Annotated in this window: 16 protein-coding genes and 1 pseudogene; all 17 read left to right on the plus strand. The window is 54.4% G+C overall.

Translation table 11 applies throughout. The features are described from left to right. Positions 1 to 22 precede the first annotated feature (22 nt). The 17 genes and pseudogenes from tssB (AC2FLX_RS08395) to tssK all read left to right on the plus strand — a co-directional run bounded on the left by tssB (AC2FLX_RS08395) (position 23) and on the right by tssK (position 22,179). Positions 23 to 538 (plus strand): type VI secretion system contractile sheath small subunit, encoded by a 516-nt coding sequence (tssB, locus tag AC2FLX_RS08395; protein ID WP_480607686.1) that lies wholly within the window; start codon positions 23 to 25, stop codon positions 536 to 538. A 2-nt stretch (positions 539 to 540) separates the two neighbouring features. Beyond that, positions 541 to 2,037 carry a type VI secretion system contractile sheath large subunit gene (gene tssC, locus AC2FLX_RS08400; protein WP_480750809.1) on the plus strand — a complete coding sequence of 499 codons (1,497 nt, stop codon included), beginning with the start codon at positions 541 to 543 and terminating at the stop codon, positions 2,035 to 2,037. Between the two features lie 73 nt (positions 2,038 to 2,110). Next, entirely contained in the window at positions 2,111 to 2,620 is a 510-nt protein-coding gene (locus AC2FLX_RS08405; protein ID WP_480750808.1) for an Hcp family type VI secretion system effector, read from the plus strand. Positions 2,621 to 2,700: 80 nt separating this feature from the next. Further along, a complete protein-coding gene (locus tag AC2FLX_RS08410) occupies positions 2,701 to 3,516 on the plus strand; it encodes a type VI secretion system accessory protein TagJ (RefSeq protein ID WP_496810741.1) in 816 nt (271 codons plus the stop codon). Continuing rightward, complete coding sequence (gene tssE / locus AC2FLX_RS08415) at positions 3,509 to 4,003, plus strand: type VI secretion system baseplate subunit TssE (RefSeq protein WP_496810740.1); 495 nt, start codon at positions 3,509 to 3,511, stop codon at positions 4,001 to 4,003. The genes AC2FLX_RS08410 and tssE overlap by 8 nt, the downstream gene beginning before the upstream one ends. A 3-nt stretch (positions 4,004 to 4,006) precedes the next feature. Next, complete coding sequence (gene tssF / locus AC2FLX_RS08420) at positions 4,007 to 5,881, plus strand: type VI secretion system baseplate subunit TssF (RefSeq protein ID WP_496810739.1); 1,875 nt, start codon at positions 4,007 to 4,009, stop codon at positions 5,879 to 5,881. Continuing rightward, positions 5,845 to 6,867 carry a type VI secretion system baseplate subunit TssG gene (tssG, locus tag AC2FLX_RS08425; RefSeq protein ID WP_480750804.1) on the plus strand — a complete coding sequence of 341 codons (1,023 nt, stop codon included), beginning with the start codon at positions 5,845 to 5,847 and terminating at the stop codon, positions 6,865 to 6,867. Before tssF ends, tssG begins: the two co-directional genes overlap by 37 nt. Positions 6,868 to 6,897: 30 nt before the next feature. After that, positions 6,898 to 9,603: a type VI secretion system ATPase TssH gene (gene tssH, locus AC2FLX_RS08430; protein ID WP_496810738.1), complete on the plus strand. Its 2,706-nt coding sequence runs from the start codon at positions 6,898 to 6,900 to the stop codon at positions 9,601 to 9,603. A 78-nt stretch (positions 9,604 to 9,681) separates the two neighbouring features. Continuing rightward, positions 9,682 to 10,917, plus strand: a complete 1,236-nt coding sequence (locus AC2FLX_RS08435) for a hypothetical protein (RefSeq protein WP_496810737.1) — start codon at positions 9,682 to 9,684, stop codon at positions 10,915 to 10,917. Between the two features lie 59 nt (positions 10,918 to 10,976). Beyond that, positions 10,977 to 11,831, plus strand: a complete 855-nt coding sequence (locus AC2FLX_RS08440) for an ion transporter (protein ID WP_480750801.1) — start codon at positions 10,977 to 10,979, stop codon at positions 11,829 to 11,831. Continuing rightward, positions 11,824 to 12,300 (plus strand): annotated as a pseudogene (gene tssB / locus AC2FLX_RS08445) (type VI secretion system contractile sheath small subunit); the annotation flags it as partial. The gene AC2FLX_RS08440 and the pseudogene tssB (AC2FLX_RS08445), both read left to right, overlap by 8 nt. Before the next feature lie 846 nt (positions 12,301 to 13,146). Further along, on the plus strand, positions 13,147 to 16,290 hold the full coding sequence (locus tag AC2FLX_RS08450) for a type VI secretion system contractile sheath domain-containing protein (protein WP_496875410.1): 3,144 nt from the start codon (positions 13,147 to 13,149) through the stop codon (positions 16,288 to 16,290). Positions 16,291 to 16,340: 50 nt separating this feature from the next. Then, on the plus strand, positions 16,341 to 18,443 hold the full coding sequence (locus tag AC2FLX_RS08455; protein ID WP_496810736.1) for a type VI secretion system Vgr family protein: 2,103 nt from the start codon (positions 16,341 to 16,343) through the stop codon (positions 18,441 to 18,443). 11 nt (positions 18,444 to 18,454) lie between these two features. Continuing rightward, positions 18,455 to 19,048 carry a DUF6931 family protein gene (locus tag AC2FLX_RS08460; RefSeq protein ID WP_480750799.1) on the plus strand — a complete coding sequence of 198 codons (594 nt, stop codon included), beginning with the start codon at positions 18,455 to 18,457 and terminating at the stop codon, positions 19,046 to 19,048. Positions 19,049 to 19,050: 2 nt separating this feature from the next. Further along, complete coding sequence (locus AC2FLX_RS08465; protein ID WP_480750798.1) at positions 19,051 to 19,356, plus strand: PAAR domain-containing protein; 306 nt, start codon at positions 19,051 to 19,053, stop codon at positions 19,354 to 19,356. Positions 19,357 to 19,365: 9 nt separating this feature from the next. After that, positions 19,366 to 20,790, plus strand: a complete 1,425-nt coding sequence (tagH, locus tag AC2FLX_RS08470) for a type VI secretion system-associated FHA domain protein TagH (protein WP_496810735.1) — start codon at positions 19,366 to 19,368, stop codon at positions 20,788 to 20,790. Positions 20,791 to 20,838: 48 nt separating this feature from the next. After that, positions 20,839 to 22,179 carry a type VI secretion system baseplate subunit TssK gene (gene tssK, locus AC2FLX_RS08475; RefSeq protein ID WP_496745267.1) on the plus strand — a complete coding sequence of 447 codons (1,341 nt, stop codon included), beginning with the start codon at positions 20,839 to 20,841 and terminating at the stop codon, positions 22,177 to 22,179. Positions 22,180 to 22,223: the final 44 nt, after the last annotated feature.

The following is a 22,223-nucleotide window of genomic DNA, read 5'->3' on the forward strand; positions in this document are numbered from 1 at the left end:
AAAAAGGATTGAGGAGCAACAGATGGCCGACAGTTCGCAAAAATTCATAGCGCGAAACAGGGCGCCGAGAGTTCAAATTGAATACGATGTGGAACTTTACGGAGCCCAGAAGAAGGTTCAGTTGCCCTTTGTGATGGGCGTAATGAGCGACCTGGCAGGCAAGTCCGAAGTTGAGCAGCCTCCGGTTGCAGATCGGAAGTTTTTGGAAATCGATGTCGACAACTTTGATGACAGGATGAAGTCGATGGCGCCGCGCGCCGCGTTCACGGTTCCAAATACGTTGACCGGCGAAGGCAACATGGCTGTCGATATCACGTTCGAATCCATGGACGATTTCAGTCCGGCGGCTATTGCCCGCAAGGTAGAGCCACTGCGCGAGTTGCTTGAAGCCCGAACCCAGCTATCGAACCTGATGACGTATATGGACGGCAAGACGGGGGCTGAAGACTTGATCTCAAAAATCATTCAAGACCCGGCATTGCTGAAAACACTGGCAGCACAACCAAAGCCGGGCGGTGAAGCGAGCGAGGAGGAATAAAAATGGCCGAAGAAGAAGCCCAAGTCCAACAAGCCGAAGGTCAAACCGCATTCGGATCGTCCGAATTTGAAGCGTTGCTGCAAAAGGAATTCCGGCCCAAGTCCGATCAAGCGAAAACCGCCGTCGAGTCTGCTGTCAAGACACTGGCGGAACAGGCCCTGGCGAATACAGCGCTGATTTCGGATGACGCGTTGCGTTCTATCGAAAGCATTGTCGCGGAGATCGACAAGAAATTGACCGAACAGGTTAACCTGATCCTGCACCACGAAGACTTCCAGCAAATGGAAAGCGCGTGGCGCGGGCTGCATTATCTCGTCAACAACACCGAGACTGATGAGCAGTTGAAAATTCGGGTCATGAACATCTCCAAGAAGGACATGCACAAGACTCTGCGCAAGTTCAAAGGGACTGCGTGGGATCAATCTCCGATCTTCAAGAAGCTCTACGAAGAGGAATTCGGCCAGTTTGGTGGCGAGCCATATGGCACGTTGGTGGCTGACTATCACTTTGACCACAGTCCGCAGGATATTGAATTGCTGGGCGAGATGGCCAAGGTCGCAGCGGCAGCACACGCGCCGTTGATCACCGGCGCCAAACCAACTCTGTTCCAGATGGACAGTTGGTCCGAACTTGCCAACCCGCGCGATCTGACCAAGATTTTTCAGACGCCGGAGTATGCTGCCTGGCGGTCTCTGCGCGAAAGCGAGGATTCCAAATACATCGGCCTTGCAATGCCACGATTCCTTGGTCGTTTGCCCTATGGGTCCAAGACTGAACCGGTCGAGGAGTTCGCCTTTGAGGAAGACACCGAAGGCGCAGACAGCAACAAGTACAGCTGGGTGAATGCGGCTTACGGCATGGCCGTGAACATCAACCGTTCATTCAAGCAATATGGCTGGTGTTCGCGTATTCGCGGCATCGAAAGTGGCGGGGCATTGGAAAATCTCCCGTCACACACCTTTGCGACCGACGACGGCGGCGTGGATCAGAAATGCCCCACCGAAATAGCCATCGGGGACCGGCGCGAGGCAGAACTTGCCAAAAACGGTATGATGCCACTTATTCATCGCAAGAACTCGGATCTGGCGGCCTTTATCGGTGCGCAATCCTTGCACAAGCCGGCGGAATACAACGATCCGGACGCGACCGCGAACGCGAATCTGGCGGCGCGTTTGCCTTACCTGTTCGCGACTTGCCGATTTGCCCACTACCTCAAATGCATGGTTCGGGACAAAGTCGGATCGTTCAAAAGCCGCAATGATATGCAGGACTGGCTGCAGGAATGGATCAACGAATACGTTGATACCAACTCTGAGATATCGTCCGAAGCCGAGAAAGCGCGTAAACCCTTGTCGGCGGCTGAAGTTGTTGTTGAAGAGGTCGAAGGAAACCCCGGTTACTATACGTCCAAGTTTTTCCTGAGACCGCACTATCAACTCGAAGGCCTGTCAGTTTCGTTGCGGCTGGTCTCGAAACTCCCGTCTGAAAAGGGCGCGTAGTAGACGCTGAACATGCCTTTCCGCAGCGCGGCTCGGTCGTGCTGCTGTTAACTCTCCTCAGGAAGGATAAAAAATGGAAAACGTATTCATCAAAATTGACGGCATTCCCGGCGAAGCTCGTGAATTGAAACACAAGGATGGCAAATGGATTCCGGTAAAATCCATTGAATGGAGCGCTGAACGTACCCTCGACATGACCGATCTCGGCACCACCCAACGTGGTTATGCCAATGCCAATTTCGGCAAAGTCACTTTGACCACCGAACTAAGCGTCGCCTCAGCCAAGATCGCACAGTACACTGCAAGCGGCAAAGTGACATCCGAAGTTGTCATTCATATGTGTCGTGCGGGTGACGATGTTGCAAAAGGTATGGAACCCTATCTTATTTGGACTTTGCGTCACGCCATTATCGACAGCTATTCCGTGAGCGGCGGCGAAGAGCAGATTCCAGAGGAAAACTGGACATTGGCATATCGCGGAATCGCCTTTGACTACTACCCGTCTGATTTCGAGTCTGGCAAGATTTTGAAAGACAAGAAAGAAACCTTCAAATGGAACCTCGAAACCGGCGATTACAGCTGATCAGGCACGCAGAAGGGTTCGGGTGTCTTTGGGCAACCGAACCCGGATCGCGGTGAAATTTGGTTGTTGGAGTTGGTTTGATGACGCCGGAAGAATATCTGAAATCAGGTGATCTTGCTGGGACGCTGGCTGCGTTGCAGGACAAGGTTCGCGCCAATCCGGCGGATGCCAAACTGCGCGTATTTCTGTTTCAGCTGCTGTGCGTTCTGGGGGATTGGAAACGCGCGATCACCCAGTTGAAACTTAGCGCTGAAATGGACGAAGGCGCCACGATGATGGCAAAAACCTATCGTGAAGCGATAATCTGTGAGGTCTATCGCGAGAAGGTTTTCGCCGGTGAAAAAGACCCTCTGATATTTGGCGAACCCCAGGAATGGCTGGCCTTGCTGATAGAGGCACAGAAACTTTTGGCGCAAGGCGAAACCGATAAGGCTGCATCGCTGCGCGCGCGCGCCTTTGATGCTGCCCCGACAACCAAGGGTATGGTCGACGGAGACCATTTTGATTGGATTGCAGACGCGGACATGCGATTGGGGCCAGTCCTCGAAGTTATTGTTAACGGACGGTATTTCTGGCTACCTTTTGCGCAGATAAGACAAATAGACATCGAAGCACCGACTGATCTTCGTGATGCAGTCTGGACAGCAGCCGTTGTGACATTGGCAAATGGCGGCGAAGTAGCCGCATTGATTCCAACGCGCTATCCAGGGACACATCAGCGCGGCGACGATGCGTTGAAACTGGGTCGAGCCACGAAGTGGGAAGATGCCGGGGCAGATACGTTTGTCGGACTTGGCCAGAGACAGCTAACGACAAATAATTCCGACATCGCGCTTTTGGATATGCGCGCGCTCACGCTGGAGGCTGATGGCGAAGAAACGGTCGCCGATGGCTGACAAGACCCTTGCCGAGCGACTTCAACCATCGCTGTTGGATCGGCTGACCGACGATGAGCCGGGAAACCTGAAGGAAAGCCGTGACGCACGTGTGATTGACATCATTCGGCTCCGTGAAATTATCCAGCGCGATCTGTCTGTATTGCTGAACACTAGCGATCATTCGGATCTGATAGATCCGAAAACCTATCCCAACGTGTCAAAATCCGTGCTGAACTTTGGTGTCCGCGAAGCCACCGGTCGATATTCGACGCTGGAGCAAGCCCGTGAGATAAAAAAGCACATCCAGTCGGCGATAGAGGTCTTTGAACCCAGGATTGCCAAGGGCACAGTTTCAGTGGAGTTGCGATCCGAAGCCCGGGCAGGAGAAATGTTCGTCGAATTCGACATCCGGGCAGTGATGTGGGCCCAACCAATGCCCTTGGAATTGTATCTGCGCAGCAAGGTCGACGTGACCACAGGTGAGGTCGCCATCGAGCGGAGCTAGGAAATGGACACACGGCTTCTCAAACACTACGAGAACGAGTTGGCTTTCCTGCGCGAGATGGGCGCGGAATTTGCCGAGGCCTATCCAAAGATTGCAGCCAGACTGGGCATGGAAGGATTGGAGGTTCTCGATCCTTATGTCGAGCGGCTTTTGGAGGGCAGTGCGTTTCTTGCCGCTCGGGTTCAGTTGGCGCTGGACCTGCAGTTCCCGGTTTTCACCAGTAATCTTCTGGAAATTGTATATCCCCACTATTTGGCCCCGACTCCATCCATGATGGTGGCAGAGTTCGTACCAGATGTGGACAACGCGGCGCTGATGGAAGGTTTCACTTTGCCGCGCGGTTCGTCTATCCGCAGCCGATTGATGGAGGGCGAGCAGACGCCCTGCGAGTTTCGAACCGCATCCAAGTTGACCTTGTGGCCAATTGAAATCACAGAAGCGGAATATATAGACGGTCGTGGCGAACTCGTTGCAGCCGGTGTTACGCAAAACGCAAACGCCCGTGCAGCGATCCGATTAAGGTTCAAGCGGACGGATAACAAACCGATTTCCGAGTTGACGATGGATTCCCTGGTGCTGCACCTGAACAAGCAAAGCGGTCAGGCTTGGCGCCTTCATGAACTGTTGTGCACTCAGTGCGAGGGATTGACAGGCAGATCCACCAACCGCCGCGCCGACTGGACGTTGCGGTTGTCGGGCGGAGAGGTGGAACCCCGCGGATTTGAGCGGGACGAAGCGTTGCTCCCCACTCCTCGCCGCTCTTTCGACGGCTATCGTTTGTTGCAGGAGTATTTTGCAATGCCTGAACGGTTTTTGTTTGTCGAACTCAAAGGACTGCAGCCCGCGCTGAAACAGTCGGAAAGCAGTGATGTCGACGTTTATGTCCTTCTTGGGGAAGGAATGAGTGACGTCGCGCCGGCCGTCAAACCCTCGGCGTTTACGTTGAATGCAGTACCCGCAATAAACTTGTTCCGCCGACGTTGCGACCGAATCCAAGTGACATCGAAGGACACCGAATTCCATGTTGTTCCTAGTCGAACTGCCGGTTTGGACTATGAAGTCATATCGATCGAAGCTGTACGAGGCATTCGCAGTGACGACCAGGGCGACCTTGATTTTTGGCCTTTCTATTCCGCTACTGATCTGACGGCGGCCGGTGACAGCCATAGCGCTTATTACACCATTACGCGCAGGATGCGCCAGAGGAACGAAAAAGAACGATTGCGTGGAGTAAGGACGACATATCTAGGGTCCGAAGTTTATCTGAGCCTCGTGGATCGCATGCAGGCGCCTTATTCCCCGGATCTCAATCAGTTGGCTATCGAAGCCATCTGTTCGAACCGGGATTTGCCTATGCTGCTGAGCAACGGTGACGGAGGCGTCTTTCAACTTCCTGAAGGAGGACCCATCAAGGCCATTCGAACACCGGTCACACCGACACGACCACATGCGACTTTGGCTCAGGGGGATGCCGCCTGGAAACTGATCAGTCACCTGAGCCTGAACTATCTGTCAATTGCTGGAGAGGGCGAAAGCGGCGTAGGCGCATTGCGTGAGTTGCTTGGAATTTATGCACCGCTTGGTGACCGCGTTATCGAAAAGCAACTGGAGGGCATCCTTTCCGTGGCCAGCCGACCGATTGTGCGCAGAATGAGCGACGAGGTTTTGTCGACGGCGGTTCGTGGGTTGGAGATCACCATCACGTTCGATGACGACTTCTTTGAAGGCACAAGCGTCTATGTTCTTGGCGCTGTGCTCGAGAGGTTTTTCCGAAAATACACAACGATAAACAGCTTCACCGAAACGGTGCTAAAGACGGAACGACGGGGAGAGATTGCCAGATGGAGACCGGCGACCGGCCTAGGCCGGATCATCTGAGCCGACTGGCTGCTGACCCTGAAAAACATCACGTTTTTCAGGCATTGCGGATCATAGAAGCTCACTACATGGAGGCGCCGCGCCTTGGTGAATCCCGCCGCCCAAGCGAGGACAAAGTACGTTTAAGGCAGGATGCAAGCCTGGCTTTTGCCCCAACCACTGTGACCCGCTTTACTCCAGGAAAGGACGGAACGCCTGCCCAGTTGGGCAACCTTTGGTTCGGGTTCTTTGGGCCCCATGGTCCTCTGCCTCTGCATCTGACCGAATTTGCTCGGGATCGGCTGCGAAATCATCGTGATCCGACTCTGACTGCATTTGCGGATATGCTGACACATCGGCTTATGAGTCTGGTGTACCGAGCCTGGACCAGTGGGCAGCCAGCCCCTAATTTTGACCGGGCCAAAGACCCGTTCGAGCAACGAGTTGCGGCACTTGCCGGCTTCAAGGGTGCCAGGATGCAAGATCGGGATGCAATGCCTGACCATGCGCGGCGGTACTTTGCGGGGCACCTTGCGTCAGGTACGAAAACGGTAGAGGGTCTGGTTTCCATCCTGTCGGCCTTCTTTCATGTTCCCGTTTCCGTGCAGCAATTCGTTGGGTCGTGGCTTGAGTTGGAGCCGGATGACACGTGGCGCTTGGGTGCGGCTGCCGGGTTGGGGCAATCGACCAGTATCGGAAACCGCGTCTGGTCGAGAGCGTCCAAGTTTCGCATTAAATTGGGCCCTTTGTCCTACGAAGACTATCAGCGCTTGCTGCCTGGCGGGATCTCGCAAAAACGTCTTCAGGCCATTGTAAGGACCTATGTCGGAGACACGCTGGATTGGGATGTCAATCTGGTGTTGGCAGGGGATGAAATTCCACGTGCGTCACTACGCGGTTCGACCCGGCTTGGGCACACCAGCTGGTTGCGCACGCGCGACGAGACAGAAGAAGCAAAACCGGATGCCGAGGATCTGGTCCTCTATCCGAATTTCAAAGATGCATAATCATGCAGAACGGCATGGAGGGAACTCGAAATGACAGAAATTAGCCGAGTAGCGCTTTTCGGGAAGCTGAACAAGCTGGGGTATCAGGCGATCGAGGGGGCTACCGTATTCTGCAAGATGCGGGGCAATCCTTATGTCGAAGTTCAGCATTGGTTGCATCAGATTTTGAATACTCAGGATAGTGATATCCATCGGATCATTCAGCACTACAATCTTGATCCGGGTAAAATTGCCTCTGAATTGACCAGGTCACTGGATACGTTGCCGCGTGGGGCATCATCGATTTCGGATCTCTCGGACCACTTGATGGACGCGATGGAACGCGGCTGGGTATGGGGATCACTACTCTATTCCGACAGCAAGGTTCGTACGGGCTATCTGTTTTTGGGGATGCTTAAGACGCCCGCTCTGCGCAATATTCTGAAGTCGATGTCGCCGGAAATGGGTAAGATTGGTCCAGACGATTTGGCTGACAACTTCAAGTCGGCGACGGATGGCTCCCCCGAGGTGGGATTGGGCGCGCAGGACGGCAGTCACGTCGGTGGCGGGGCGGAGCCCGGCGAGGCCAGTGGCGCGATGACACCCGGTGCGTTGGGTAAGGGCGAGGCGCTGGAACAGTTTTGCACCGACCTTACCGAGCAGGCCCGCAATGGAGAGATCGATCCGATCGTCGGCCGCGACGAGGAAATCCGACAGATTGTCGATGTGCTAATGCGGCGGCGTCAGAACAACCCGATCCTGACCGGTGAGGCCGGTGTGGGCAAAACCGCTGTGGTCGAGGGTTTTGCGCTGAGGATCGCGCGCGGCGATGTCCCGCCCGCACTCAAGGATGTGCGGTTGCTTGTTCTTGATGTCGGCTTGTTGCAGGCCGGGGCCAGCATGAAAGGCGAATTCGAAAACCGTTTGCGGCAAGTGATCGATGAAGTACAGGCCAGCCCCACACCCATCGTAATGTTCGTGGATGAAACGCACACACTGGTAGGAGCGGGAGGGGCCGCGGGAACGGGTGACGCTGCGAACCTGCTGAAACCGGCGCTGGCGCGGGGCACTTTGCGCACAATCGGCGCGACCACCTGGGCCGAGTACAAGAAATATATCGAAAAAGACCCGGCGCTGACCCGTCGGTTTCAGGTTATTCATGTGGAAGAACCCGACATACCAAAGGCGGTGCTAATGATGCGAGGCATCACCTCGATGCTCGAAAAGCACCATCGCGTTCAGGTTCTGGACGAAGGGATAGAAGCGGCAGTGACCTTGTCCGCCCGCTACATCCCTGCGCGGCAATTGCCGGACAAGTCGGTGAGCTTGCTGGACACCGCCTGCGCACGGGTTGCCGTGTCTCAGCACGCTGTCCCGGCCGAGGTCGACGATAGCCAACGCCGGATCGAAGCGCTGACAACAGAATTGGAGATCATCGAACGGGACGAGACAGCCGGGTACGAGGTGGCTGACCGTCGTGCTGCTGTAAAGGTTGCCAAAGAAGCCGAACAGTCGCGCCTGGCAGAACTCACGAAACGCTGGGAGAGTGAAAAAAAGGTTGTCGAGGAAATCCTTGATCTGCGAGCCAAGTTGCGTGAGGGTGGTGCGCCCGTTGACGCTCCGATTGCTGAAGGGGAGGGCGTGGAAAGTCCCTTGAGCGAAGAAGACCGCACCAAGTTGCTGGCGGAACTGAAGGCGAAGAACAAGGAACTGGAAGAAGTACAAGGCGGCATTCCATTGATCCTGCCGATTGTGGATCATCAGGCTGTTGCAAGCGTCGTGGGTGATTGGACAGGTATTCCCGTCGGCCGGATGGTCAAGGACGAGATTGACACGATCCTGAACCTGGAAGAGCGGTTGGCGCAGCGGGTGATCGGCCAGGATCATGCGATGAAGATGATAGCCAAGCGTATCCAGACCAGTCGTGCCGGACTCGACAATCCCAACAAACCGATTGGTGTTTTTATGCTGGCCGGAACCAGTGGCGTTGGCAAAACCGAAACCGCGCTTGCGTTGGCCGAAGTTTTGTATGGTGGTGAACAGAACGTTATCACCATAAACATGAGCGAGTATCAGGAAGCGCATACCGTCAGTTCCCTGAAAGGCGCGCCTCCCGGTTATGTCGGTTATGGCGAAGGAGGAGTGCTCACCGAGGCCGTTCGGCGCAAACCCTATTCGGTTGTGCTGCTTGATGAGGTCGAAAAGGCGCATCCGGATGTGCATGAGATCTTTTTTCAGGTTTTCGACAAGGGTGTGATGGAGGATGGCGAAGGCCGCCTGATCGATTTCAAGAACACACTCATTCTCCTGACATCGAACGTCGGAACCGAAATGATCATGGATATGTGCGCCGATCCCGATCTGATGCCCGACCCGGAAGGCATGGCAAAGGCGCTGCGCGATCCAATGTTGAAAGTGTTCCCACCGGCGCTTCTGGGTCGTCTGGTGACGATCCCATACTATCCGCTGAGTCCGGACATGTTGGGCGAGATAACCAAGTTGCAACTGGGTCGGATCAAGAAACGGGTGCAGGAGGCACATGGTGTGCCCTTTGAATACACCGCTGCGGTCGTCGAAGAGATCGTCAACCGATGTCAGGAACTCGACAGCGGCGGACGAATGATTGATGCGATCGTGACCAACACCATGCTGCCCGACATTTCCATCGAATTCTTGCGACGGATGATGGAAGGAAAGGAAGTCGCCAGTGTTGTGATCGATCTCACTGACGGCGAGTTCACCTATCGGTTTGACTAAGTTGGAATGGCGCGCTCCGACGGAAAACGCGGGCGCAAGATTCCATTCGGATAAGATGGCTACAGGGAGATGAAATGAATGTCCAAATCAACTGTCACGACTGCGAAACTGCCGATAGTTGATCTGGTTCGGAACAAACCGAAGCTGAATCATATCGAAATCCCGGTGTACCGCGCCGATGTCGTGATTGAAATTACCCGAACCAACAAGATCAAAAAGCCTTCCGAAGTGCCCAGCACGTCGATGAACCGGTACAAGGACGTCGCCGAAGAGGTGATGCTGGAATACGAAAAGGTTATCAAGGAGGAAGCAGTCCGGCTGGACAAGAAAATCGACGGGTTGATGCAACAACCGTCGAAAACGAACCTTAAGCTAGCCGAAGAAATGATCCGCGAGACCAACTTAAGCATCAGGAATGCTTTGGCGGGCGCGGAACCCGCGGCGCAAAAGGCCGTCGCAGCGGAGGTCAAGAAGGACAAACATCTCAAGGGGCTGCTCAAGGAAACCCGGATCAAGACCACGGTGAAAACCACCTTGGGCGTGATCAAAATTTCGGGAGCGGTTGCCAAGCTGGTGGCGACGGCTGGGGCGGATGTGACTTCGTACAAGACCCTAATTGTCGAAGTGGCCAAACTGGGAGTGGAAATAAATCAGCAGCTCAAGAACGAGGCAAAACTTCGTAGAGATCTGCAACAGGGGCTGGCGACATTTCTCAAGCTGCGGGAATCTTCGGTTCAGCAGGCGCTGGAACGACAGGGCCTGCACGACGTCATGGCCAAGGACTTTTCGAATCCAATGAACGCTATCAAGGAAACCTTGTCGGGCGCACAAAAGGCAGGCGAGGAAATCACCAAGGGCAGGGACATTCAATCCATCGGAAGAAGAATTTTGGACTTTGCGGTAAAGAAGGTCAAAAGCCTGATCAGCGATGTTGAAAAGGCACGGGTCGCATATCGCAATCACACGGCCAAGACACTGGAGAAGTCAGAAAAGCTTGGTTCTGCTGCCGACAAGCTGATGAAAAAGATGAAAGAGCAGAAGACGCTCAAGGAAGGCGTTAAGATCGGTGCCAAATGCATGGAATTGAAGCGACAGGGTACTGCGATGAACAAGAAGCTGGCCGAGCGACAGGCGTTCCTTGACGAAATTCAGCAGATGATGATGGGCAATGGCCTGGAAATCGATGATCGTACTACGATTCAGAAAATCAAGGATCTGGAAAAACTGACGATCATGGAAGAAGGAAAAGGCATCTTTGACGCGATCAGGGATGTAGAAGATCTCGTCGACAATGTTGCTTCGGCAGTAGCCTGATGCGCTGGTGACCGGTAGCGCCTGAAACTTTGTCGCGATCACCGGAAGGAGACAGACATATGGAAAATCAGCTCCAATCCGAACTGACTCTTCGGGACCGCGCGCGCGAATTCATCGAGCGGCCGTCGGTCACCAACGCCATTCTGGCCGTGATTATTTTCAATGCGGTTACTTTGGGATTGAGTACGTCGCATGCAGTGATGAGCCAAATCGGTGACCTGCTGAAGGTCATCGACAGGATTGTCCTGACTATTTTTGTGATTGAGCTTCTGATTAAGTTCTATGCCTACGGCTTCCGGTTCTTCAACAACGCCTGGAACGTGTTTGATCTGGTCGTAGTCAGTCTGGGCCTGCTGCCCGATAGATCCGGCCTCTCCGCGCTGCGGGGGCTTCGGGTGATCCGGTCCCTTCGTTTGCTATCAGTAATTCCACAAATGCGCGCCGTGGTGCAGGCATTGCTGGATGCTTTGCCCGGTATGGGCGCTGTCATCGTCATGATTTCCATCGTTTTCTATGTCTTCGGGGTAATGGCAACGTTGATGTATGGTGGAGTTTTCGAAGAATGGTTCGGGACACTGGGCCGGTCTCTTTACTCGCTTTTCCAAATCATGACCCTGGAAAGCTGGTCCATGGGCATTGTCCGCCCGGTCATGGAGGAGTTCCCGTTTGCCTGGGCCTTTTTCGTCCCGTTCATCGTCATTACGGCTTTTTCCGTCTTAAATCTGTTCATCGGTCTTCTGGTAAACACAATGCAGTCTGCGGTGGAGGCGGAAGCCGAGGCCGAGTTTGAACAGATACGCGAACTCGTGCGCAGCGAAACAGACCTTGTGGATGAGCACGTCCTGGCAATGCACGAAGAGCTTCGTGCATTAAGGCGAGAAGTCGCAGAACTTAAAGGTCGCTCGGATGGCTGACAGTTCTCAGAAGTTCATTGCCCGTAATAGGGCGCCCAGGGTTCAGATCGAATATGACGTCGAACTGTATGGGTCCTCCAAGAAGGTCCAATTGCCGTTCGTCATGGGGGTTATGAGCGACCTGAGCGGGAAATCACGGATCGAGCCGCCATCGGTATCAGATCGGAATTTCCTGGAGATTGATGTCGACAATTTCGATGAACGGATGAAAGCGATGGCCCCCCGCGTCGCGTTTATGGTTCCCAATAGCGTGACCGGAGAAGGTGATCTTTCGGTTGACCTGACTTTCGAGAAGATGGCTGATTTCTCGCCAGCGGAAATTGCGGCCAGAATTGAACCTTTAAAAGGGTTGCTTGAGGCTCGAACGCAACTCTCGAACCTGATGGCCTATATGGATGGCAAGACCGGGGCCGAAACCCTGATCGAGAAAATCCTTGCCAACCCGACATTGCTGGCCTCACTGGCATCCAGTGATACGTCTTCCGCTCTGCAAGAATCCGCATTGGAGTCCTTGCGCTCGTCCGAGCCCTCGGAAGCGCCCGAGGAAGATCAACAAACGCAGGCCCTTGAGGGGCTCAAAACAATCGATAGGCCGGATGTCCCCGAAGACACTTCTGTTGCCGACGCTCTTTCGTCCTTGCCAAACACGGAGGAGAAACCTGAGGAAGACAGCTCTTCCGATGTACTTGCCAATCTGGCCGACGCTGCACCCGAAAAAGAGGAGGTGGACACATCGGCCACTGATGCCTTGTCATCTTTGGCCGCGGTTGGAGAGAAGGTAGAGGAAGACGATACCGTCGAGGTATTGGGAAACCTCGCGGCATCTGCCCCGATCGAAGGAAAACAAGATACATCCTTAGCCGATGTGCTGTCCTCGCTGCCCGAAAATAATGAACCTGAAGCCCAAAATGAATCTGCCGCGGTTCTGGCAGGATTGGCGACCGAACCTTCTGACGTCGAAGACAATGATACTTCCGTCGCTGAAACCCTTGCCTCCCTGTCGAATGCGGATGAGTTTTCCGAAGCCGATGATACTGCCGATGTACTTACCGGCTTGGCCGGTATGAGACCCGCGGTAGAAGAACACGATACCACGGTCGCCGATGTTCTATCGTCAATTCCCGAAATAGAAGACATTCCCGACGATGCTGGATTTGATTCCGTTTTGTCCGGTCTGGCGACGGAACCGTCCGAAACTGATCCCGAAGACTCGACTGTAGAAAATGCCCTGTACTCCTTGCCTGAGGTTGTCAGTTCTGGCGATGGCAATGATGCAGGTGACATTCTGAGCGGGTTGGCGATAGGCGAAGCGGAAATGGATGTCGAGGATACGTCGGCGGCCAAAGCCCTGTCTTCCTTGCCGGCGCTTGAAGAGGCGCCCGATACAGAAACGTTTGATGATATTCTCGATGACTTGGCGAGCGACACACCAGAGTTGGCAGACGAGAACACGGCTGTAGCGGATGTCCTGTCGTCGGTGCCTGAATTTGATTCTCGAATAGATGACAATGATCTTACTGACATACTGGGGGATCTGTCCAAGTCTACACCAGAGGATGAAATCGGGGATACGTCAGCCGCGGAAGCCTTGGCGGCCCTTTCCACAGCCGGAGACAAGCAAGAAGAAGACAGCTACGAGGGCATTCTTGAAGACCTCTTGAGCGATGATCCCGAACAGGAAGACCCAGAAACATCCGTTGCAGATGTCTTGTCTTCAATATCTGAAATTGAAGAGATCCCAAATGATGGAAGCGACGATATTTTCACGTCACTATCGGAGCTGGAACCAAACTCAGTAGACGAAGAAAAATCTGACGACACGCTGTCTTCCTTATCCAAGTCCAAACACGATCCTGATCCTACTGATGACCTGGAAGGTCTTCTGGCAGATCTGGTTGAATCACCGTCGACGCAAGAATTGATGGAAAACCCAAATTTGGAAGATGTTTTGGATGAGCTTGAAACTCCGGTTGAAGAGACTGCGGAAGAGGCATTTGGCGATAGGTCAGACGACTTGAACCTCATACCCGAACAATCGGATATGAAAGACGCTTCCGATCGCGAGGACTTGTTGTATGATCCGTTCGATGCCGATCAATCCATTGAAACAGATGCATTGGTGGATGATCTGTTGCGTGATCTGGCGATCGATGAAAACGAAAATACGGCCAGGGAAGCGCAGTCTGAACTTGACGATCTGCTCAATGACCCAGGCGATAACGAACCGAACCACGAAACAGGCCTAGCTGATCCCGAAGACCACGAAAACACTTTGGTAGAATTTGATCAACATGATGGTTCGGAAGTCGACTCTGATCTGGATAGTCTTCTGGACGATTTGACCGATCTGGGCGAAGTGGTCGAAGCAGCAGACACACCACCAGACCCTGCCGATGAAGATGCTTTGCTGAACGAACTGGAGGTCCGTGAAGTTGGCGAGGGCGACGATCTGGACTCGAGCGACCTGTTGTCTGATCTAGATATCCCGGATGAAGAAGACACTCTGGGCGAATTCGATGATCCGGGTGAGTTGCCACCGGTATTCGACGAAGAATACGATGCGCTATCAGGTTCCGCAGACGACGATCTTGATGCTTTGTTATCGGCTTTGGAAAACGACGAACCTGTGGATATTGATGACGTGCTTGCCGAGATCGACGAGGGTGATGTTGGGGTTTCGGATCTGGATGACCTGCTTGGCGAGATGGATGTCGAGGCATCGGATGCTCAGCCAGATACCGCCAACCAAGCCGTGCTAATGAGTTCTGATCCAGAGTTCACTTTTGGTGTGTTGAATGCAGAACGTCCGGACACGGGGAAACTGAACCGTAGGCGCTTTCGCATCGCGCTTTTTGGTGATTTTTCGGGCCGCTCGGCACGCGGTACTTTAGAAACCGGGGATACCCTTGCCAATCGCAAACCGATCCTGCTGGATCCGGATACGGTCGAGGATGTGATAGCAGGATTTGCCACCAGCCTCGTATTGCCGATCGGCAAGGATGGGGCCGGGATTGAAGTTCGGCTGAACGAACTTGACGACCTGCACCCCGATGAATTGTTTGAAAAGGTTGAGTTGTTCGAGGGTTTGGCGAACCTGAAACGACAGTTGTCATCCGGAGCGACGGCAGAACACGCTTCGCGTCAGTTGATCACTTGGGGTGAGCAGTTCGGTCAGGAGGTTGTGCCGCCCCGAAAAAGTTCGAGCGGCAACACGGTCCGTGCAGACCGGAAGCTGAGCGATTTTCAAGAACTGATTGGCGACATATCTGGCCAATTGGCCCAGGCTTCGCCGTTGGATGAACTGTTGGCCCGGATCGTCGGCCCACATATTAGAAAGTTGCCTGACCCAGATGCGGCCGCAATGCAGAAAGCGGTGAATGAAGCTCTGAGTGCGGCTATGCGCTTGGTGCTGCACCATCCTGAATTCCAGTCCCTCGAAGCACAGTGGCGGTCGTTGGACCTGATTGCCCGCAGCGTTGAAACCGATGATACGCTCGAAGTCATGCTGTACGACGTTTCTGCCGATGAAATCGCGGCAGACCTCGCCGCCGAAGATGATCTGTCAAAAACCGGTTTTGTGCGTCTTCTGACCGAGGACCCATTGGACGAAGAAAATGGCCGTGGCGGATTTTCGGCCCTGATTGGCCTATACACTTTCGAAGAAACTCCGCCTCACGCAGAAATCCTGGCCCGCATAGCGCGCGTGGCAGCCCATGTGGATGCCCCGTTCTTCGGTGCCATGACGCCGGGATATCTTGATGTGGATGCCAAGGATCGCCATCCACTGGTGGCGCAAGCCTGGGACACTTTGCGTGCAATGCCAGAGGCAGGTCATCTGGGTCTGGCATCGCCGCGCTTTTTGCTGCGGCGGCCATATGGTGCGAAGTCCGAACCTATCTACGAGTTCGATTTCGAAGAATTCACCATGTCCGAGGGGCTAAAAGGAATGCTATGGGCAAACCCGGTGGTGTTGATTTTGATCCTTCTGGCGCGTTCGTTCAAACAGAACGGTTCGTCTATGGGTCTGGGGCAGGTCATGAGTCTCGGCGGAATGCCATATCATTTCGTCAATGACCGGTACGGAGATCAGGTTGCACTTCCATGCACTGAACGCAATCTGACGTTGCCGAAACATGAACATACCATCGCGCGTGGCTACATGCCGATTGTGTCGATCAAGGGCCGTGACGAAATCCGACTTGGTTCATTTAACTCGGTGGCCGGGCGAGAAATCCTGGGGCCGTGGTCAGGTCTGCCACCTCCGGACCCGACGCCGCCAAAACCGGTGGCGCCCGCGCCGCGGGAGATAGCGCCTCAGGATCAGGATGACGTACCGCCAGATGATGATCCTCTAGGCGATCTCGATGACCTTCTGGCAGGGTTCTCGGACGATGCGGCAGATGATGGTGATAGTGATGATATTGACGCCGAACTGGCGGCACTTTTGGAAGACCTGTAGAACCGTGATGACCCGGAGACCCTTGCCGGCTTTCCGGGAAAGGAGATGAGATGGCCAATACCCGCGATGAAAAACTGCTGTGGGTCACCGGGGATTTCGCCCAGGAGGATTGCGAAATTCGCCGTGCCGTTGTCACGGATGGCATGAGCCAGCTGACCGAAACCCGAATAGAGGTTGTCTGGGCCAAATTCGACGTCAAACTCGAAGAGTTTCTCGGCAAGTTTATGACTATTCACCTCGAGACCAGTGAAGGTAATGAAAGATTGTTCAGCGGCATGGTCGTTGGTGCCAAGGTCGTAGACATCTCAAGCGGAGGCGTTTTGATCGATCTGGAGCTCAGGCCGAAGCTTTGGCTTCTTACGCGCCGCAGGAACTCCAAGATCTTCCAGAACTTGTCCGCCCCTACCATCATTGACGAAATTCTCAATGATCACGGAATATCGCGCACCCGCAATTCGACGTCGGAAACCTATGGCGAGCGGGAGTACTGTGTTCAATACCGGGAAACGGATTACGATTTCATCTGCCGTTTGATGGAAGAGGAGGGGATCTATTATTTCTTCGACCATGCTAATTCCGATGGAGTCGGCGAGACGCTGGTTTTTGCCGATGGTTCGGGTGCGCATTCCGCCCTTCCAGAAACGCCAAGCCCGGAATTCTTCGACCGCGATGCAAGTTCCGCGCGTCGGGGCGATCATATATTCGAGATGACCAGTAATCAGCGCATCACGAGTGGGGCTGTAACGTTGAGGGATTTCGATATGGAAACGCCCACCGCAGACCTGACAGTTGCGAGCAACATTGCCAAAGGCGTACACAGCTTCAAAACCAAGGAGAACTACGACTATCCCGGTCATTATCGGCGCGACACAAGCCTGGGCACATCGCGCGCGCGCATTCGCATGGAGGCCGAAGCCGTAAGATTTGCTAAATGGAAGGGGGCTTCCACCGTGCGGACTATGGCGGTGGGTGGAACATTTCAAATTGAAAATACCGATAACCTCAAGATCAAGGATACAGCCACCGACTATCTTGTCATCAGCGCCGCGCATTACATGCAGGCACCTGGAAACTACACTGCCGACGCCGAGCGCAAGGATATTGAAAAAGACGCCTTCCCTTTCCCAAAGGACGCCAAGGAATTGTATTCCAACGATTTTCATGCGATTCCGAAAACCGAACCCTTTCGAACCCCGCTGGTGACGCCTTGGCCCCAGATCAGCGGGCTGCATACTGCGATCGTGACCGGACCTTCGGGGGAGGAAATCTACACCGACGAACATGGACGGATCAAAGTTCAGTTTCATTGGGACCGCGATGGGAAAAAAAACGAGAACACCACCTGTTGGGTTCGTGTGGTAACTCCGTGGTCGGGAAAGAACTGGGGAATGGTGCATGTGCCGCGTATCGGGCAGGAAGTCGTGATCCAGTTCGAAGAGGGCGACCCGGACCGGCCAATCTGTACAGGAATGCTTTACAATGCCGAAACGCCGACGCCCTACGACTACCCGGCAAACGCGACACAATCGGGTATCAAGACCAACTCGTCAAAGGGCGGAGACGGTTTCAACGAGTTGATGTTTGAAGACAAGAAAGACGCCGAACTGGTCCGTTTTCAGTCAGAAAAAGACTATGAACAGATCATCAAGAACAACGCCACGATCACCATTGGCATGGAAAAACAAGACGCGGGCGATCTTACCCAGACAGTTTTCAATCACGTCACAGAGACTATCAAAGAAGGCAACCATACCTTTACGATAGAAAAGGGTGACCAGACCTTTGACATCAGTACCGGTAGCCAGACCGTTACGATCAAGACCGACCAGACAGAGACAATCGAAGGACAGTCGACTCGCACAGTCACCGGCGATCATTCCGAGACTATCAAACAAGGCGACAAGAGCACCGCGGTGAGTTTGGGGAATATCACGGTCGATGCCAGTGCCGGCAAGATCACGATGACTGCCGCGCAGTCGATCGAGTTGAAAGTTGGCTCATCGTCGGTGAAACTCGACCAAACCGGTGTTACGGTGAAAGGCATGATGATCACCGTGGAAGGCACGGCAAAAACTGACGTGAAAAGCCCGATGACCACCGTCGACGGCAGCGGGATGCTGACCCTCAAAGGTGGTCTCACGATGATCAACTGAGGACTTTGATCATGACCGCAAAATGGCAAAACATGACAAAGGTGCCACAGCAACCGGCTGCGCGAGCTTTGGCTGGCGCAAATGCAAAGCTGGCCACCAAACTTTCGGCGCCGGCTAGTTCGATGCCGGATGTTGTCTTGGCTGAGTTGGAAGAAAAAAACGCCCCGGTCGATATTCTGAGGCTGATGTCCGTTATTTTGCCACCGCGCGAACGAATTTGGTGGGCCTGTCTGGCGGCACGCGACGTTATCGGCCCGGCGCCCGACCACAATACGCCGTCACTTGCCGCAGCGGAAGAGTGGGTGTTTCGCCCTTCCCCCGAAAACCGCGCAAAAGCTGCGCTTGCGGTGGATACCGCCGAATTGGACGATGAAACGGTCAAATGCGCGCAAGCTGTGGTTTATGCCGATGGAACCTTGGGGCCAGGCGAGTTGGCGGAACATGCGGCCCCTCCGGGTGCGGGTGAGGTTCTGACCTTTGCGATGAACCTCGTGGCGCTGGAACACCACAAAGACGATTTTGAGTCGTATCTGCAGTTGCTTATCGACCGCGCAGTCAATATCGCCAAGGGCGGAAACGGTAAAATAGGGGCAAAGGAGGGCTGATCATGGGTTTCCCGCAAGCCAGAGTGACAGATCTGCATCCTTGTGTGCTTCTGGCACCGCCACCGGCACCGCCGTCACCGGTTCCTGCACCGATGCCGATCCTCCCACCCTGCATGACAACGGTTTTGGTGGGGAAATTGCCGGCAGCACGGCTGACCGATCTGGCAACACCGGCTGCGCCCCATCCGATCATCAAAGGTTCGGCCACTGTGCTTATCGGAAAACTGCCTGCAGCACGCGTCATGGATAATGTCGCGTGTGGCGGCATGATCGTAAAAGGTGAATTTACAGTTTTGGTAGGAGGTTGATCTCAAAGCATGTTTGTCACGCTTAAGTTTCAGTCGACCGGAACCGTACCCGGTGATGGTCGCCCGGTCGCGATGCGAGGCGGGTCTTTGACCGTTGGGCGTGCCGAAACAAACGATCTGGTTTTGCCGGACCCGGACAGGATGCTTTCCAAGAACCATTTCGTGGTCGAAGATCACAACGGTAACGTTGTAGTTGTCGATCTGAGTACGAACGGAACTTTCTTGAACTACTCCAAGCTTCCGCTGGGGCGTACGCCGACGCCGTTGAACAATGGCGATGTGCTGATCGCCGGGAACTATGAAATGGTAGTCGAGATAGGTGCCGAAAAGGGATCGCTCGAAGATGCCATTCCTGCACCGATGGATCAGGGCAATGTGAGCCACGGACAGGCGCAAAATGCGCCCGATCCTTTGGCTCTACTCGATGATGCGGGACCCGAGGGTGATTTTCTGGATGATCTCTTGGGCTCGGGGGATGCGCCAAAAGGCCATTCGCAGCTTGAACGCAATGATCCGATGGATGAACTGCTACCACCGTTGGACGATGATGACCCGTTCTTTGGCAAGCCAGAAGATCCGCATGCCGGTCAAGGCGCAAGCGATGCGGCGCACAACCCATCGGCGCAGGATGCGTTTTCCTCTCCGACGGCCAGTGCAAATTTCATCCCGGAGGACTGGGAAGAAGATTTACTGTCGCCTTCGGGTTCGGCGCAGGCACCGTCAAGTGATCCATTCAAGGAACCCCCATCACCTGAAAGGACTTCGGGGCCAACGCCACGACCGACCCCGGCTGTGGAATCTTCGCAAGGAACGGTTGCGCCACCTCCGCCGCAGGGATCTGAACAGCCAGGCGATCATTCCTCGGCACGCGCCTTTTTGGAAGCGTTGGAGATCGAGGACTTACGGATCGATGATGCCGATCTTCCTGCCACAATGGGGCGGATGGGGCGTGTTCTGCGGGCGATGATCACCGGTCTGCGGGAAATTCTGATGACCCGCACTTCGATCAAAAGCGAATTCCGCATTGATCAGACCATGATAAGCGCAGGCGGTAACAATCCGTTGAAATTCTCGATCAGCCCCGAGCAGGCCATCGAAGCGATGATCAAGCCGCGCGCGCGTGGTTATCTGGGCTCGGAAGAGGCGACTGAACAAGCTTTGAACGATATCAAGGCGCACGAAGTCGCGATGGTCACGGGGATGGAGGCCGCCCTCAAGGGTGTCCTGGCCAAACTCAGCCCCGATGAAGTTGCGGGCAAGATCGAAAGCTCTGGTGCGCTTGGCAGTCTCTTTAAGGGAAAGAAAGCGCGCTATTGGGAAGCCTACGAGAACATATTTGAAGAAATTTCGGATCAGGCCGAAAACGAGTTCCACGACCTGTTCAGCCGCGAGTTTGCGCGCGCCTACAAGGAGCAGTTGGAAAAACTGAAGTAACGTCGCAATGTGAAATTGGCGGCGATGAGAATTGAGGGAGGACTGGGTTTGTCCTGGGACAGTAAGGTACTTTGGACCGAGGGGTTGTTTTTGCAACCTCACCATTTCCAGCAGGCGGACCGGTACACCGAGGCGCTGGTCGCGGGGTTGGCCCGACGGATCACGCCTTATGCCTGGGGCGTCAGTTCTCTGGAACTTGATGACGAGGTCCTGAAAGTTGGTCAGATTGCGCTGAAGTCCTGCTCAGGCCTGACGCAGGACGGGACAGTTTTCCGGATGCCGCAATCCGATACCCACCCGCCCGCGCTGGAAGTTCCCGAAACAATAAAGGACTGCGTGGTTTACCTGACCGTTCCGCAACGCCGTCAAGGTGCATCCGAGGTTGACCTGTCAGGTGCGGAACAATCGGCAAGCCGCCTGCGTCCGACCGAGCATGAAATCACCGATGTGATGAGCCAGCAAAAAAAGCCAGTGACGATCGGTGTGGGAACGCTTCGTTTACAGTTCGCGCTGGAAGTCGATGATCTGGCGGATCGTCTGGCCATTCCGATTGCCCGCATTATCGAGGTGCGCCCGGATCGTGAGATCATTCTTGATAGGGGTTTCATACCAAGCTGTCTGGATGTGCGGGCTGCCCCGGCACTCAGCGGTTTTCTGAATGAATTGGAGGGCATGCTTGCCCACAGGATGCAAGCACTTGCCGGTCGCTTGTCCGAGGGCGGTCCCGCCAAGGGTGCGGCAGAGATCTCAGATTTTCTTTTGCTGATGACGATCAACCGAGCGCTACCGGTAGTTCGCCATTTTTCAAATATCGAAAACGTTCATCCTGAAACGGCCTTTCGCCTTTGTGCGTCGTTGGCGGGTGAATTGGCAACCTTCATGAGCTCTGAAAAGGAGGCACCGCAATTCAGTCCCTATCAGCACGACAAACTGACAGGTACGTTCGCGCCGGTGATCCGCATGTTGCGGCAATATCTCAGTTCCGTTCTTGAACAGACCGCGATTTCGATCCCATTGGAACCCCGGAAGTATGGTATAAGTGTTGGTGTCATCGCCGACCGGAAATTGATCGGCAATGCAGGTTTCGTTCTTGCCGTTAGCGCCGATATTCCTGCAGAAGATGTGCGCCGTCACTTTGCCGGTCAGGCCAAGACCGGTCCGGTCGAAGAAATCCGCCAGCTTGTGAACTCGGCCTTGCCCGGCATTACGCTCAGACCTTTGCCTGTCGCGCCTCGGCAAATCCCGTATCATTCCGGCGTCGTTTATTTCGAACTGGATGCTGCCAGCCCGTATTGGAGCAAGATGACCACATCAGGCGGCATCGCGGTGCATGTTTCAGGCCAGTATCCGGGGCTGACAATGGAGCTTTGGGCCATTCGCAACCACTGAGCCGATGAGCCGGGTTCGCGTTGTTTTAATTTGATAGAGTGTTC

The organism is Ruegeria sp. YKSF57, assembly GCF_059612585.1.